The sequence below is a fragment of the Sphaerisporangium perillae genome, from assembly GCF_023276435.1.
Lineage (GTDB): Bacteria > Actinomycetota > Actinomycetes > Streptosporangiales > Streptosporangiaceae > Sphaerisporangium > Sphaerisporangium perillae.
This window is the reverse complement of sequence record NZ_JALLPO010000021.1, coordinates 37,522-52,916: the sequence shown is the minus strand read 5'-3', so window position 1 is coordinate 52,916 and position 15,395 is coordinate 37,522. Positions and strand designations below refer to the sequence as shown.

16 protein-coding genes are annotated in these 15,395 nt (G+C 70.6%); 12 read left to right on the top strand and 4 right to left on the bottom strand.

Going from position 1 to position 15,395, the window contains the following annotated elements; all coding sequences use genetic code 11:
- The first annotated feature begins 5 nt into the window (after positions 1-5).
- From MYF83_RS21275 to MYF83_RS21240, 8 genes are all read left to right on the top strand, one after another.
- Entirely contained in the window at positions 6-719 is a 714-nt protein-coding gene (locus MYF83_RS21275) for an ABC transporter ATP-binding protein (protein ID WP_248962269.1), read from the top strand.
- Positions 716-1,900, top strand: a complete 1,185-nt coding sequence (locus tag MYF83_RS21270; protein ID WP_248962268.1) for an ABC transporter permease — start codon at positions 716-718, stop codon at positions 1,898-1,900. Before MYF83_RS21275 ends, MYF83_RS21270 begins: the two co-directional genes overlap by 4 nt.
- 145 nt (positions 1,901-2,045) lie before the next feature.
- Positions 2,046-3,140: an acetoin utilization protein AcuC gene (locus MYF83_RS21265; RefSeq protein WP_279339857.1), complete on the top strand. Its 1,095-nt coding sequence runs from the start codon at positions 2,046-2,048 to the stop codon at positions 3,138-3,140.
- A gap of 278 nt (positions 3,141-3,418) precedes the next feature.
- Entirely contained in the window at positions 3,419-4,216 is a 798-nt protein-coding gene (locus MYF83_RS21260) for a phosphatase (RefSeq protein WP_248962265.1), read from the top strand.
- A 321-nt stretch (positions 4,217-4,537) separates the two neighbouring features.
- Positions 4,538-4,741, top strand: a complete 204-nt coding sequence (locus tag MYF83_RS21255; RefSeq protein WP_030456159.1) for a helix-turn-helix domain-containing protein — start codon at positions 4,538-4,540, stop codon at positions 4,739-4,741.
- A 403-nt stretch (positions 4,742-5,144) separates the two neighbouring features.
- A complete protein-coding gene (locus MYF83_RS21250; protein WP_018654693.1) occupies positions 5,145-5,243 on the top strand; it encodes a 30S ribosomal protein bS22 in 99 nt (32 codons plus the stop codon).
- Positions 5,244-5,348: 105 nt separating this feature from the next.
- The gene (locus tag MYF83_RS21245; RefSeq protein WP_248962262.1) at positions 5,349-6,389 is read left to right on the top strand and encodes an NAD-dependent epimerase/dehydratase family protein; all 1,041 of its coding nucleotides are present in this window, start codon (positions 5,349-5,351) and stop codon (positions 6,387-6,389) included.
- A gap of 11 nt (positions 6,390-6,400) precedes the next feature.
- Positions 6,401-7,339 carry a lysophospholipid acyltransferase family protein gene (locus MYF83_RS21240; protein WP_248962261.1) on the top strand — a complete coding sequence of 313 codons (939 nt, stop codon included), beginning with the start codon at positions 6,401-6,403 and terminating at the stop codon, positions 7,337-7,339.
- Positions 7,340-7,472: 133 nt separating this feature from the next.
- On the opposite strand, the gene MYF83_RS21235 is transcribed toward MYF83_RS21240, so the two are convergent.
- The 3 genes from MYF83_RS21235 to MYF83_RS21225 all read right to left on the bottom strand — a co-directional run bounded on the left by MYF83_RS21235 (position 7,473) and on the right by MYF83_RS21225 (position 9,896).
- Entirely contained in the window at positions 7,473-8,339 is an 867-nt protein-coding gene (locus tag MYF83_RS21235; RefSeq protein ID WP_248962260.1) for an HAD family hydrolase, read from the bottom strand.
- Positions 8,340-8,432: 93 nt separating this feature from the next.
- Positions 8,433-9,125, bottom strand: a complete 693-nt coding sequence (locus MYF83_RS21230) for a DUF5667 domain-containing protein (RefSeq protein WP_248962259.1) — start codon at positions 9,123-9,125, stop codon at positions 8,433-8,435.
- A 117-nt stretch (positions 9,126-9,242) separates the two neighbouring features.
- Positions 9,243-9,896: a sigma-70 family RNA polymerase sigma factor gene (locus MYF83_RS21225; RefSeq protein WP_248962258.1), complete on the bottom strand. Its 654-nt coding sequence runs from the start codon at positions 9,894-9,896 to the stop codon at positions 9,243-9,245.
- Between the two features lie 175 nt (positions 9,897-10,071).
- Here MYF83_RS21225 and MYF83_RS21220 point away from each other — a divergent pair, with 175 nt between their 5' ends.
- On the top strand, positions 10,072-11,733 hold the full coding sequence (locus MYF83_RS21220) for an antibiotic biosynthesis monooxygenase (protein ID WP_248962257.1): 1,662 nt from the start codon (positions 10,072-10,074) through the stop codon (positions 11,731-11,733).
- Positions 11,734-11,751: 18 nt separating this feature from the next.
- Here MYF83_RS21220 and MYF83_RS21215 read toward each other — a convergent pair whose 3' ends face one another.
- Positions 11,752-12,000 (bottom strand): glutaredoxin family protein, encoded by a 249-nt coding sequence (locus MYF83_RS21215; protein ID WP_248962256.1) that lies wholly within the window; start codon positions 11,998-12,000, stop codon positions 11,752-11,754.
- A 312-nt stretch (positions 12,001-12,312) separates the two neighbouring features.
- Here MYF83_RS21215 and MYF83_RS21210 point away from each other — a divergent pair, with 312 nt between their 5' ends.
- From MYF83_RS21210 to hemC, 3 genes are read left to right on the top strand one after another with little or no spacing between them, the layout of a single operon-like run.
- Entirely contained in the window at positions 12,313-13,008 is a 696-nt protein-coding gene (locus MYF83_RS21210; protein WP_248962255.1) for a redox-sensing transcriptional repressor Rex, read from the top strand.
- Positions 13,005-14,360, top strand: a complete 1,356-nt coding sequence (locus MYF83_RS21205) for a glutamyl-tRNA reductase (RefSeq protein ID WP_248962254.1) — start codon at positions 13,005-13,007, stop codon at positions 14,358-14,360. Before MYF83_RS21210 ends, MYF83_RS21205 begins: the two co-directional genes overlap by 4 nt.
- On the top strand, positions 14,357-15,295 hold the full coding sequence (gene hemC / locus MYF83_RS21200; RefSeq protein WP_248962253.1) for a hydroxymethylbilane synthase: 939 nt from the start codon (positions 14,357-14,359) through the stop codon (positions 15,293-15,295). The genes MYF83_RS21205 and hemC overlap by 4 nt, the downstream gene beginning before the upstream one ends.
- Positions 15,296-15,395: the final 100 nt, after the last annotated feature.

Genomic DNA, 15,395 nt, shown 5'->3' with positions numbered 1-15,395 from the left:
GGTCGGTGGGTGAGACCGCGGGCGCGCGCGTTGCGGCGTTCGAGGCCGTCGATCTCACCCGCTCGTACCGGCTGGAGGGCGTGTCGGTGGACGCGTTGCGCGGCGTGAGCCTGCGCATCGACCAGGGCGAGTTCGTGGCGATCCTCGGGCCGTCCGGGTCGGGGAAGTCGACGCTCATGCACCTTCTGGGCTGCCTGGACCGGCCGACCTCCGGCACGCTGCGGGTCAACGGGACCGACGTGGCCACCCTCGACGACGCCGGGCTCGCCGAGCTGCGCAACCAGGCGGTCGGGTTCGTGTTCCAGTCGTTCCACCTGCTCGGCCGCACGTCGGCCCTGGAGAACGTGGCGCTGCCGCTGGTGTACCGGGGCGTCGGCAGGTCCGAGCGCAGGGAGCGTGCCAGGCGGGCGCTTTCGGCCGTGGGGCTGGCCCACCGGCTGGACCACCGGCCGTCCCAGATGTCCGGCGGCGAGCAGCAGCGGGTGGCGATCGCGCGGGCGCTGGTGGGCGACCCCAAGGTGGTGCTGGCGGACGAGCCGACCGGCAACCTCGACTCCCGCAACGGCCAGGAGGTGATGGGCATCCTGGCCGAGCTCAACGCGGTGCGCGGGGTGGCGGTGGTCCTGGTCACCCACGAGCGGGAGGTCGCCGACCTGGCCCGGCGGCGGATCCACGTCCGGGACGGCCTGGTCGAGCTCGACGAGCGGAGCGGGCCGTGAGGACCGCCGAGGCGCTGCGGATGGCCCTGGAGGCGCTGCGGGTCAACCGGCTGCGCAGCGCGCTGACGATGTTCGGCGTCGTCATCGGGGTGTCGGCCGTGGTGATCCTGGTGGCGATCGGGACCGGTGCCAAGGAGGCGGTCGAGAAGGAGATCGCCGGGCTGGGGAGCAACATCATCCTCGTGGTCCCCGGCCAGGTGGGGCTCGGCGCCGCGCCCACGCAGAGCCGCCTCGACCTCACGGACGTCGCGTTCGTCCGCCGCGTGGTCGGCGACCCCGCCAAGGTCACCGTCGCGGTCAACTCCGGCGAGTCCGTACGGGTGGGCCGTACCGAGGTGTTCGCGACCGTCACCGGGACCGACGAGAACCTGCCGAACATCTTCGAACGGCCGCTGCGCCGTGGCCGGTATCTCAGCGGGACCGACGTGGACACGCGGCGGCGGGTCGCGGTCCTCGGCTCGGAGGTCGGGGCCAAGCTGTTCGGGGACGTCGACCCGATCGGCCGGCAGGTCACGATCTCGGGGGTGCGCTTCCGCGTGATCGGGCTGTACGAGCCGGTGGGCGCGACGTTCGGCGTGGCGCGGGACCAGGAGGTCCACGTCCCGGTCACGACGGCCCAGCGACTGATCGGCCTGCCGCGGATCAACGGCATCGCGGTCGGGGCGTCGGGGCCGGACGAGATCGAGCCGCTGCGCCTGCGGGTCGTCCAGGGTTTGAGCGAGCGTTACCCCGGTGAGCGGTTCAGCGCCGTGACGCAGACCCAGCTCCTCGGGACGATCGGGAGCGTGCTCGGCATGCTCACCGGGGTGCTGGCCGCCATCGCCGGCATCTCGCTGCTCGTGGGCGGCGTCGGGGTCTCGAACATCATGCTGGTCAGCGTGCGGGAGCGAACCCGCGAGATCGGGCTGCGCAAGGCTCTCGGCGCCCGGCAGCGCGACGTGCTAGGGCAGTTCCTCATCGAGGCCGTGCTGCTCACCACGATCGGCGGTGTGATCGGCATCCTGATCGGCGTGGGCGGGTCCTTGCTGATCCAGGCGGTCTCGCCGGTGCCGGCGGCGATCACCTGGTGGTCGATCGCCCTGGCCTTCGGCGTCTCCGCCGGTGTCGGGGTCTTCTTCGGCGTGGCGCCGGCCCGCAGGGCGGCCAGGCTGGACCCGGTGATCGCTCTGCGCGCCGAGTGACCGGGACCGCACAGGCCGGGGCCCGGACGGGTGCGGTACCGTCGTTTCATGTCTAGCGCGGTGAGCTGGTGACGGCGTGAGCCGGTCCGTGCAGGTCGTCTGGGACGACAAGCTGATCTCCTACGACTTCGGTCCGGGCCACCCCATGGCGCCTGTGCGCGTCGAGCTGACGATGGCCCTGGCCCGTGAGCTCGGAGTGCTCGACAAGGTGGAGCTGGTGGGCTGTGCCCCGGCGACCGACGACGAGCTGGCCCTGGTGCACAAGCGCGACTACATCGAGGCGGTGAAGCGCGTCTCGGCCAACGGGCTTCCCGACCTGTCGTGCGGCCTCGGCACGCAGGACAATCCCGCCTTCGCCGGCGTGCACGAGGCCTCCGCGCTGATCGCCGGAGCCTCGCTCGCCGCCGCGCGGGCGGTGTGGACGGGAGAGGCCGAGCACGCCCTGAACATCGCCGGCGGGCTGCACCACGCCATGCCCGGCGTGGCCAGCGGCTTCTGCGTGTACAACGACCCGGCGGTCGGCATCGCGTGGATGCTCGCGCAGGGCGCGCAGCGCGTGGCCTACGTCGACGTCGACGTCCACCACGGCGACGGCGTCCAGGCGATCTTCTACGACGATCCGCGGGTCCTCACGATCAGCCTGCACGAGAGCCCGCGCACGCTGTTCCCTGGCACCGGCTTCCCCGGCGAGACCGGGGTGGAGGGGACGGCCGTCAACGTCGCGCTCCCCGCGGGCTGCGGGGACAGCGGCTGGCTGCGAGCCTTCCACGCGGTGGTCCCGCCGCTGCTGCGGGAGTTCCAGCCCGAGGTGCTGGTCAGCCAGCAGGGCTGCGACAGCCACGCCCTGGACCCGCTGGCCAATCTCATGCTGAGCCTGGACGGCCAGCGCCAGGCGTACGCGGCGCTGCACGCGCTCGCGCACGAGACGGCGGGCGGCAGGTGGGTGGCGACGGGCGGCGGTGGCTACGAGCTGGTCCAGGTGGTCCCGCGCGCGTGGACCCATCTGATCGCCGAGGCCGCCGGGGCGCCGGTCGACCCGGGCACGCTGACGCCGGAGAGCTGGCGCGAGATCGTCACGCTGCGGACGGGGGAGGTCCCGCCGCTGCACATGACCGACGGCCGCAGCCCTGAGTACCGGGACTTCTCCGGCGGTTACGACCCCGGGGACGCGATCGACCGCGCCATCATGGCGACGCGCAAGGCGGTCTTCCCCTTCCACGGCCTCGACCCGCTGCCCTGATCACGCCGGCCCGCAAGCTCCCCGCCTGGTCACGGCGGCGGGCGGGGTCGCAGACTGGTCGGAGAGGCCTTGTCCTCCAGCACGCCCCATAGGAGTCTGGAATTTCGTGATTTATGGGAAGGTTACGATCCTGTGGGACCTGTCGATCGAGCGCTCATGGCGACGCGTGTGGTGATCCACCGTTCCACGGGGTGATCCAGCGCCGTGGTCCTGCCTGGTGGAGCCGCCGGCGTGGTGCCGTGAACGCCGGGCCAGCCGTTGAGCGCACGGAGAGAATCATGGAGACCGCGAGCGTTCCCTCGAGGAGCGAGCTGAAAAAGCACCTGGTGGATACGAAGATCGCTGGAGAAATCGCCACCAGCCGGGAGAACAACCTCGACCACTACCGTTCGCTCGCCCTCGGCGACCCGTACTACATGTTCGGCCTGAGCTTCGAGAACGACTGGACCTACCGCGACGTGCTGGCGCTCATGGCCAAGTCCGCAGGGGTCATCGACGACCCCGAGCACCGGGCGGGACAGGACACGATCGACCCCGAGCGGACCATCGGCGCCGTCGAGGCGTTGGCGGAGCGGGTCGCCGCCGCGCTCAAGAGGCCCGATCCGCGGATCATGTTCGCCACCGGCCACCCCACCGGGATCCTGACCATCCACCTGGCGCTGGCACGGTTCGCCGCCAGGCACGGCGCGACGCTGCTCACCCCGGCGGAGGGGACGATGATCTCCAGCGGCGGGCTGGGCCGCAAGCGCCGCATCATGTACTTCGACAACGTGGGGCTGCTCGCCGACGGAGGCGCGCTCGTCCACACCCACGACCCCGCCCCGATGCAGTACGCGCTCGCCCGGCTCGGACCGGAGAGACCGGACCTGGTGATCGCCGACCACGGGTGGGCGGGGGCGGCCGGCGAGGCCGGGGTCGAGACGGTCGGGTTCGCCGACAGCAACGACCCCGGGCTGTTCGTGGGGGAGGCGGAGGGCAAGATCGCCGTGACCGTCCCCCTGGATGACAATGTGCTGCCCCGTCATTACAATCCGTTGACCTCTTACCTGATCTCGAGAGTCGAGAGTGGCCTGTGAGGCGGTCGGCACCTGATCCGGTCCGTCCCTAATGGGCGTTTCGCGTGCGCATTCGCCGTGGGACGTCGACCGTTTGCCAACTTTTTTATGATCCCAAGCGACTCTAATGGGACACGGTTGGACCGAGTAGAAGATCGAGAGCAGGGCTCGGCCTGGCTGCTGGCCAGCGTTTTTCTTCGTTCTGGTGGCAGGGGTCTCCGCTGACTGATGGAATAGGGGGTTTGCGCGATCGGAGACGCGTTCTACGCTGACAGCAGTACACGTGCGTGAGCAATGGCACCAGTGGGGATAACCCGGAAACACGTGCGGAAGAGGCGTCCGATGGGTGCAGGCGAAAGACCTCTCAGCGAGGTGAAGTTCCTGACGGTGGCAGAGGTCGCCACCGTCATGCGGGTGTCCAAGATGACGGTGTACCGGCTGGTCCACTCTGGTGAGTTACCGGCCATCCGGGTCGGGCGATCCTTCAGGGTGCCTGAGCAAGCGGTGCACGACTACTTGAGGGATGCGTTCATCGAAGCGGGTTGAATGGATCAGTAGCGACATCACCGGTCGTTCGCTGGACTCGCTGATGATGAGCTCATGGTGCGCGGGGATGCGAACGGTTCGCGGGAACGCGACCTGACCGGGACGGGGTGGGCGGCCGGCCGTCCGCGTCGTCGCCGGTCGTGACCCCTCGGCGACGCCGCCGTGCCGGGTGGCGGAGGCCCTGGAGTCGCCGGTCGTGACCCTCGCGGGCCACGCGGGTTGCCCCCAGGGAGCGATCGACCGCGAATCGCCGGTAGGCTGTTGGCTCGGTGTGCGCCTTGGCGAGGCGCCGGTTCGAGGTCCAGGTGTGCCGTGGCAACGGCGCGCCCAGGCAACGGGCGGCGCGAGACTCGCCGGTTCGCACACATCGATGTTGACAAACCTACCTTCACCTGGGGGTCCCGTGGGCTCTGTGATCAAGAAGCGTCGTAAGCGCATGGCAAAGAAGAAGCACCGCAAGCTTCTCAAGAAGACCCGCATCCAGCGGCGTAACAAGAAGTAGTAGCGCGGACCGACAACGCAGAGCGGCGGGCCGGGTGCGAGTGTTCATCAGCCCGGTGAGCACCTGAGCAAGCGCGACCACAACACGTGATTCTGCGAGGCGCCGATGACCCACACTGTGCTCGTCACCGGGGTCTCCCGGCACGTCGGTGCTCGGGTGGCGAGCGTTCTCGCAACGGACCCGGACATCGACCGGGTCATCGGAGTGGACACCGTGCCGCCGTCCTCGCTCGCGCGAGGCGGCGGCGGCGTCGCACTGGGCCGCACCGAGTTCGTCCGGGTTGATCTGCGCAGCCCGGACATCGCGCGCGTCATCGCGGCCGCCGACATCGACACCGTCGTGCACATGAGCCTGGTGAGCGCCCCCTCCAAGGGCGCGGGCAGGTCGTCGATGAAGGAACACAACGTCATCGGCACCATGCAACTGCTGGCCGCGTGCCAGCGGTCGGCCACGGTGCGCAGGGTGGTGGTCCGCTCCACCACGGCCGTCTACGGCTCCTCGCCGCACGATCCGGCGGTCTTCACCGAGGACGCCGAGCCGGTCGAGGTCCAGCACTCCGGGTACGCCAAGGACGCCAGCGAGGTCGAGTCCTACGTCCGCGGCTTCGCCCGGCGGCGGCCCGACGTGACCGTCTCGACGCTGCGCTTCGCGAACTTCATGGGTCCCGGCGTCGACTCGCCGCTGACCCGCTATTTCGCCCTGCCGGTCGTCCCGACCGTGCTCGGCTTCGACCCCCGGCTTCAGTTCGTCCACGAGGACGACGGGGTCGAGGTGCTCCGGCGCATGGCCCTTGAGGACCACCCCGGCACCTACAACGTCACGGGCGACGGCATCATGCTCCTGTCGCAGTGCGTGCGAAGGAGCGGCCGGCCGACGCTCCCCGTGCCCTCCCCCGCCTTCCGCGCCCTCGGCGACCTCGCCCGCAGCGCCGGACAGGTCGACTACTCCCCCGAGCAGCTCGGCCTGATGAGCTATGGGCGCGCCGTCGAGCCCGACCGGCTCGCCGCCGAGCTGGACTGGCGGCCCAAGTTCACCACCGCGTCGGCGTTCGATGATTTCCTCCACTCGCGTGGCATGTTTGGCGGTATGCCACTCGCTGTGATCGACTGGCTGTCGACAGTGCTCGGTGGGGGTGTGCGACGGTGAAGAAGACAGACATGCCGCATGACTATCGTGACGAGGAGCCCGGGTCCGCCCAGGTCATCCCCATCACGGCCGCGCGGAGCCGTACCGCCGGGGACGGGCGGGGCGGGGTCGAGGACCGCGTGGCGGACTTCCTGGGCTTCCTGCGCCGTCGCTTCGCCGGGGAGTACGAGGTCGACGAGTTCGGTTTCGACCCGGAGCTCAACGACAAGGTGCTCCTGGAGCTGATCCGCCCGCTCTACCGCCACTGGTTCCGCGTCGAGACCCTCGGTCTGGACAACGTGCCCGCCGAGGCGGGGGCGCTCGTGGTCGCCAACCACTCCGGCACCGTTCCGGTCGACGCGCTGATGCTCCAGGTGGCGTTGCACGACGAGCACCCCGCGCACCGCCCGCTCCGGCTGCTCGGCGCCGACCTCGTCTACCAGCTTCCCGTGCTCGGCCACCTGTCCCGCAAGTCCGGCCACACGCTGGCCTGCCCGGAGGACGCCGACCGGCTCATGCGCAAGGGCGAGCTCGTCGGTGTGTTCCCCGAGGGCTTCAAGGGCGTCGGCAAGCCCTTCTCCGAGCGCTACAAGCTCCAGCGCTTCGGCCGCGGCGGCTTCGTGGCCTCGGCCATCCGCGCCCAGGTGCCGATCATCCCGTGCTCGATCGTTGGGGCGGAGGAGATCTATCCCAAGATCGGCGACCTGCGCTTGCTCGCCCGCCTGCTCGGCCTGCCCTACATCCCGATCACGCCGCTGTTTCCCTGGCTCGGGCCGCTCGGCCTGCTCCCGCTGCCGTCCAAGTGGATGATCCAGTTCGGCGAGCCGGTGCGCACGGACGAGTACGACCCGGAGGAGGCCGACGACCCGATGCTGGTCTTCAACCTCACCGACCAGGTTCGCGAGCTCATCCAGCAACAGCTCAACCGCCTACGCCTCCAACGCGGCCACGCCTTCCCGCCCTTCTTCTAGGGCGACCACAGGCTCGCTCCGCGATAAGGGCCTCGCTTTGGTCCGGTAGAACGTCTTGTAGCCACGCGCCAGCACCTCCCGGACATCACGGTCCGCGGGGTGCAGGGGGCCGATCTCCATCATGGTCCGCGGGTCAGGCGGAGCGGTAGTGCTTTCTGAGGGCGATGGCGGCGGCGACGCCGCCCGCGACGGCGCCGGCGCCGGCGGCGATGGGGAGGCCGATCATGGTGGCCTTGCGGCCGGTGCGGAAGTCCCTGACCGCCCAGTCGTGCTTCCTGGCGAACTCCAGCAGGTCGCTGTCGGGGTTGATGGCGCAGGCGTGGCCGACGAGCTGGAGGAGGGGGAGGTCGTTGGCCGAGTCGCTGTAGGCGGTGCAGCGCGACAGGTCCAGGCCCTCACGCCGCGCCAGCGCCTTCACCGCCTCGGACTTGGCCGGGCCGTGCAGCAGGTCGCCCACCAGCCGGCCGGTGTAGACGCCGTTCTCGGTCTCTGCGACCGTGCCGAGCGCGCCGGTCAGGCCGAGACGCTGGGCGATCACGCGGGACAGTTCGACGGGAGTGGCGGTCACCAGCCACACGCGCTGGCCGGCGTCCAGGTGGTTCTGGGCGAGGGCGCGGGTGCCGGCCCAGATGCGGTCGGCCATCACCTCGTCGTAGATCTCCTCGCCGAGCCGCACGACGTCGTCGACCTTAAGCCCGACGACGAACGCGAGCGCGGTCTCCTTCGCCTGGGCGATGTGCTCGGGGTTCTCGTTGCCGCGCACGCGGAACAGCGCCTGGCCGAGCGCGAACTTCACCAGGTCCTTGGTGGTGAACAGGCCCCGGGAGGCGAGGCCGCGGGCGAAGTGGTAGATGGAGGCGCCGCGCATCATCGTGTTGTCGACGTCGAAGAAGGCCGCCGCGGTGGGGTCGGGGGTGGCGACCGGCGCGGCCACCGCTGCCGCGGCCGCGACCTCGCCGGCCATCTCCGCCTCGGTATGCCGTCGCAGTAACCGCCTCATAGCACCTCAGCTTAACGGCGAGGAGGGGGTGGAGTCGGTGTACGTGGCGTTAGCGTGGCGTGACGTCCGCCGCACGTCTAGGGGTCGGCGCGGTCAGGGAGTGAGGTCGTCGATCATGTCGAGGTAGGCGCTGGCCTTCATGCGGTCGTCGCCGCCGAGTTGGGGGATCATCGGCTCCACCACGTCGCGCTGCTCCTTGGTGAAGCGCTTGAGCGCCGGCGTGTGCGTGCCCTGGCGCTTCACGTGACCGAGCTCGGACAGGGCCGACCGGGTGGTGGAGGTCATCTCGTCCAGGGTGGGCCCGATGAGCCGCTCGCGGCGGGAGTCGGGGTAGCCGAGCAGCGCGGCGGCCTCGGTGGCGCGGGAGTGGGCGGCGGTCAGCTCCCGCTGGGCGCGTTCGACGTCGTCGGTGCTCAGGCTCAGCATGGTGGCCTCGGCCGCGCGCTTGATCGGGTAGAGGTGGTCGCCGGGCACCGAGGCGTAGGTCTGCACCCCGGAGAACACCATCAGGCCGGCCATGGCGACGATGAGCGCGCCCGGGCGCATCCGCACCAGAAAGGGGGAGTGCCGCCGGTGCCGTCCCGTCTCGGGGCCGGGGTCGGCGGCGGCCGTCGCGTGGGCGGCCAGGAGTTCCTCGCGGAGCCGGGTGCGGAAGTCGGGGCGGGGGCCATGGGCGGGCTCGGCTCCGATCTCGTGCAGCCGGGCGACGAAATGGGGTTGGGGGTGCCGTCGCGTGACGGAATCCCAACGCCTGAGCAGCCACCGCGTAGGCACCCACATGCCCATGAAAGCTCCCTGCCGCGCCCACTACGATGATCCATAGGTGCTACTTGCCCAACGATGCGGGGAGCCAACAGGTTACGGCCGCCCGGCGCCCCTGGAGCGTCACGAGGTCACACTAGATCAACCGAGATCATCCGGAAGTGCCCTGGCGAGCGCGCGCACCGCGCGGAACTGCAGGGCCTTGATCGCGTTGCTCTTCTTTCCCATGATCAGCGCCGTCTCGGCGAGGGACATCCCGTGCAGGAAGCGCAGCACCACGCACTCCTGCTGCTCGGGGTTGAGGTCGCTCACGGCCCGCAGGACGCGCTCGCTGACCATGGTGGCCACGACGGCGTTCTCGGGGATGTGCAGCCCGTCCAGGGGCGTGTCCAGCACCTCCGCGGTGGACACCTCCATGCGGTAGCGGCCGGACTTGTAGTGGTCGGCCACGAGGTTCCTCGCGATCGTCACCAGCCATGCGCCGAAGTCCCTGCCCTGCCAGGTGAAGTCGGCGATACGCCGCAGGGCTCGTAGGAACGTTTCACTGGTGAGATCCTCCGCGAGCGCGTGGCTGCCGACCCGGAAGTACACGTAGCGGTAGACGAGATCGACATACCGGTCGTAGAGCGCGGCGAAGGCGTCCGCGTCGCCGGTCTTGGCGCGGAGGACCACCCTCCGGAGTTCGTCGATGTCCGGGATGGGGCGCTCTCGCTGCTCAGCGGCGGCGCGAGTGGGGTTCACTATGTCGGCCGATCCTGGAGGGGAAAGCCCGGCGACCGAATATGAGTTCGACATCCGGTATCCCTGGGGAGCAAAGGGAAGGGCGCGTGCGTGCTCGAACACTCTAGAAATCATCGGGAAATTACACAATCTACTTTGCCCCAGTAACATCCACCCGTAACAGGAGCCATGCGGCACTTCGGGCATCGGCTACCGGTTTGGAGGTAATGTCCGGCAGAGTTGGGCCATCATGGAAGTCGTCGTTGCCGTCACCGCCTTCGCCGGTGCGCTGTTCGCCGCCATCACCACCGGCATCCTGGTCGGACGCCTGAGGGATGAGCGGAGCGGCTGGCTCATCTCCTGGACCGTCACCACCGCGGCCCTCTGCCTGGCCCTCGGTGCCGTCGCCATCGGGCATCTGATGAAGTTCGGGCCCGTGACCTTCAGGGTCTACCAGATCACCGGAGCGTTCCTGGCGCCCTTCTGGCTTGCCATCGGCATGATCCAGATGCTGGCCGAGAAGGCGGCGGGGAAGTTCGCCGCCTGGCTTCTCGGCATCGCCTTCACGCTGATCACCACGGTGATCCTGATCCTGGACCCGGTCAGCGCCTCCGAGAAGTTCGGCTACGCCCTGCCGCTCGGGGACACCCACTGGACGATCATCCCGACGGCCCTGCTGAACGCCGCCCACGCCCTCACCTACCTGATCCTCATCGGCTGCCTGATCCTGGCGGTGCTGCGCTGGCGCGGCGGCGATGACCTCGACGCCGACAACATGCACGCCGGCGTGGTGCTGGCGCCCACAGGGCTCGCCCTGGTCGGCGCCGTGCGTTTCGCCATCCCCGGCGTGTTCGCGGCGCTCGTGATCATCCTCATGGTCGGCGCCATCTGGTACGCCGTCGCCCGCCCGCTCGCGCCGTACGACGAGGAGCGGGACGGCGCCGAGGACGACTGGGACGACGAGAGCCCGCCACCGCGCCGCCGGGCTCCCGAGCCCGAGGCCGCCTTCGAGGCCGGCCCTCTGCCGGCCACCCCGGCGATGCCGCCGCCGCGCCGCTCCGGGCTCGGCGACCTCGTGGCGGAGTACCGGGCGACCGACCAGGGAGAGGTCGACTACGCCGCCCGCATGCAGCCGTCCGGCGGGTTCAACGCCTTCGGCGGCCCGATGACCGGCGAGGTCTTCGGACCGGACGGCCCCGGCGGGCTGCCCGGGCAGGGTGTGCCCGGCGGGCCGCCTGGACAGGGTGCGCCCGGCCTCGCCGGGCAGTACGGCTCCAACATGCCGGGTGTGCCGGGCCCGTACGACCAGCAGCCCGGCCGTGGCCAGCACGCGCAGGGCCCGATGCCGGGGCTGCCCGGGGACAGCGGCCAGCACGGGCGGCCCGGGCCGCTCGACCCGAACCTCGCAGCCGGGCAGAACGGCTCCCATCGTGCGCCGGGCCCGCAGGACTTCTCCATGCCGGCGACCGGCGTGATGTTCCCGGGCAACGAGATCAAGCAGCCCTTCGGCCGCCCGGACACGCAGGTGGCCGGGGGACGCCGTGCGGAGGCGCCGCTGGGGGCGGGCTCGGCGAGACCCTCGCCCAGCATCTACGGCCTGCTCACCGTCTTCACGCTCATGGACGGGGCGGGCGAGGCGTTCGACCGCCTGGCCGAGGAGACCGTCGAGGCCGTACGGCGGAGCGAGCCCGACACGTTGGTCTTCATCTGCCACGCGGTCAAGTCGGCGCCGCTCCAGCGCATCGTCTACGAGCTGTACCGGGACGAGGTGGCGTTCAGCGAGCACCAGCGCCAGGCGCACATGGAGCGCTTCGCCCGCGAGCGGGTGGCGCACGTGCTCGCGGCGAACGTCATAGAGCTGAACGTCAACGCGGCCAAGGTGGTTCCGTTGCCGACCGCGTTCCACGTCTGACGCTGGTGGGAGGACCTGCTAGGCGGAGAGCGCGGCGCGCAGGCGGGTCTCGTCGACGCGCCAGAAGTCGTGCTGGACGCCGTCGATCAGCGTGACGGGGATCATCTCCCAGTAGGCGTCCTGGTCCTCCCGGGAGGCGGTGATGTCGCGCTCCTCCCAGGAGACGCCGAGCTCCGCGGCCACCCGCCGGATGACGGCCCGTGCGTCGTCGCAGAGGTGGCAGCCGGGCTTGCCGAGCAAGGTGATCGTGTGGTCTCGCGGAGCCATTCGCCTAGCCTAACGGCCAGTCCTGGGCGGGCATGCGCCCAGCCTGACGGCCTGTCCCGTGAAGCCGTGCGCCCGGCTCGCGGGCCCTGCGCGAGTGTGATGGGTCACAGTCGGACAGGGTCGGATCCGGGACCGCCACCCCTACCTGGGAAGGTGGGGACCCGAGAGTGCGCGGCCGCACTTTGTGCATAGCTTCACAAAGGTACTAACCTGGATGCCTGCGCCCTCTCCTCGACAACCGTCGCAACCGCGAGCGCGGCCGGGGCGCACCGGCCGCCCGTACCCTGGAGCCCCGGCCAAGTGATTCGCCGCATGTCCCAAGCGCGTGAACGTGGCATCCCCGATGCGACGGTCGCGCGGCTGCCGCTCTACCTGCGTGCGCTGAACGGGCTCGCGGAGCGGGGCACCGCCACCGTCAGCTCCGAGGACCTGGCCGTCGCGGCGGGGGTCAACTCGGCGAAGCTGCGCAAGGACCTGTCGCACCTCGGCTCGTACGGGACCCGCGGCGTCGGCTACGACGTGGAGTACCTGATCTACCAGATCTCCCGGGAGCTGGGCCTCACCCAAGACTGGGCGGTCGCCATCGTCGGGGTGGGCAACCTCGGCCGGGCGCTCGCGAACTACGGCGGGTTCGTCTCCCGGGGGTTCCGGGTGGCGGCGCTGTTCGACGCCGACTCGGCCGTGGTCGGCGAGCAGCTCGTCGGGATGGCCGTCGACCACATCGACGAGCTGGAAAGCGTGATCGACAAGCGGGGGGTCTCGATCGTCGTGATCGCGACGCCCGCGGCGGCGGCCCAGCAGGTGGCCGACCGGGTCATCGCCGCCGGGATCACCAGTATCTTGAACTTCGCCCCCGTGGTGCTGACGGTGCCTGACGGAGTCGATGTCCGCAAGGTCGACCTCTCGACCGAACTGCAAATCCTTGCGTTCCATGAGCAGCGCAAAGCGGATCGTGAAACAGGGAGTCCCATAATGGCCGAGGACTGGGCCGAGGCGATGGACGCATGAGCCTTCTCGCGGTAGGTCTCAGCCACAGGACGGCGCCGGTGGCGCTGCTCGAACGCGTGGCGGTGACCGGAGACGCCCTGGTCAAGCTGCTGCACGACATCGCCAGGGACGCGCACGTCTCCGAGGTGATGATCGTCTCCACGTGCAACCGGGTCGAGGTGTACGCCGAGGTCGACCGGTTCCACGGTGGTGTCACCGCGGTGACCGAGCTGCTGAGCGCGCACTCCGGTGTCTCCCAGGATCGGCTCACCGGCCATCTCTACGTCCACTACGAGGACAGGGTGGTCGAGCACCTGTTCACGGTGGCCTGCGGCCTCGACTCCATGGTCGTGGGCGAGGGCCAGATCCTCGGCCAGGTCCGCCAGTCGCTGCGGCTCGCCCAGGAGCAGGGCACGGCGGGGACGATACTCAACGAGCTGGCCCAGCAGGCGCTGCGCGTCGGCAAGCGCGCCCACACCGAGACCGGCATCGACCGGGCGGGAGCCTCCCTGGTCGGGGTGGGGCTCGGCCTGGCCGAGCGGCTCCTCGGCCCGATCCAGGGCAAGCGGGCGCTCGTGGTCGGCGCCGGGTCGATGAGCGGCCTGTCCACCGCGACGCTCAGCCGTGCGGGCGTGACCGACATCGTGGTCGCCAACCGCACCTTCGAGCGCGCCGCCCGGCTGGCGCAGAGCGTCGGCGGGCGGGCGGTCGAGCTGGCGGACGTCGAACACGAGCTCGCCGCCGCTGACCTGGTCATTTCATGCACCGGAGCAGGTAGCGTGGTCATCGACACCGAAATGGTGGCGCGAGCCGTACGACGCGAGAAGCCGCTGTTCCTGCTCGACCTGGCGCTCCCGCACGACGTCGATCCCGGCGTCCGCACCCTTCCCGGCGTCACGCTGGTCGACCTGGAGTCCATGCAGGAGGCCGGGCTGGGCGACCAGGGGGAGGACGGCCGCGAGGGCGTCGCGGAGGGCATCGCCGCGGTCCGGTCCATCGTGGCGGCCGAGGTGTGCGAATACCTCCGGGCGGAGCGCGCGGCCAAGGTCACGCCGACCGTGGTGGCCCTGCGGGCCATGGCGGCCGACGTCGTCGAGGCCGAACTGGGGCGTCTGGTCACCCGGGTGCCCGAGATCGACGGACGGGTTCGCGGCGAGATCGCGCAGACCGTGCGCCGGGTCGTGGACAAGCTGCTCCACGAGCCGACCGTGCGTGTCAAGCGGTTGGCGGCGTCTCCGGCGGGCGATCATTATGCTGAGGCGCTGCGCGAGCTGTTCGACCTGAACCCGAAGGTGCCCGAGGCAGTGACGAGAGCCGACGTGGCCGAGGTGGAGACCGATGTGACCGGTCGCGCCGGCGAGGAGGAGGCATGAGCGAGGGCCTGGTGCTCGACGCGGGGCGGAGCGTCCTCCGGCTGGGCACGCGCCGCAGCCTGATGGCGACGACCCAGTCGCGGCAGGTCGCCGACAGGCTGACCGGGCTGACCGGGCGCCCGGTGGAGCTCGTCGGGGTGACGACCTTCGGGGACGTCACCAAGACCCACCTCGCGCAGCTCGGCGGCACCGGAGTCTTCGTCAGCGCCCTTCGCGACAAGCTCATCGAGGGCGAGATCGACTTCGCGGTCCACTCGCTGAAGGACCTGCCGACCGCGCCCGATCCGCGCGTCGTCATCGCGGCGATCCCGCCCAGGGACGACCCGAGGGACGCGCTCGTCGGATCCCTGAAGCTCGCCGACCTGCCCTCTGGCGCCCTGGTGGGCACCGGCTCCCCGCGCCGCGTGGCACAGCTCCGCGCCCTGCGGCCCGACCTTTCCTACGTCCCGATCCGCGGCAACGCCGACACCCGCATCGGCAAGGTGGCCTCCGGCGAGTTGCGCGCCGTGGTGCTGGCCGCCGCCGGGCTCGGGCGCCTCGGCCGCGACGCCGAGATCTCCCAGCTCTTCGATGTCACCGAGATGCTTCCCGCGCCGGGCCAGGGGGCCCTCGCCGTGGAGTGCCGCGCCGGTGACACCGCCCTGATCGATCTGCTCGCCGTCCTGGACGACCCGCGCACCCGCGCGGCGGTGACCGCGGAGCGCGCCGTGCTGGCCACCCTCGAGGCCGGTTGCAGCGCGCCCGTAGGTGCGTACGCGGCCGATGACGGGCACATTCTCAACCTGACCGCCACCGTGGTCGCCATCGATGGCACGCGGTCGGTGCGCAAGTCCACCGCCGGTGAACCCTGGGCAGCCATGGAGCTCGGTCGCGACCTCGCGACCGCCATGATCGCCGAGGGAGCCGGCACGTTGATGGGGGAGCGGACCCATTGAGCTCCGGAAGCCAGACCAGCAAGACCGCCGAGACGGGCAAGACGGCCGCGCCCAAGGCGGTTGAGACCAAGGCGGCCGGGACCAAGGCTGCCGGGAGCGG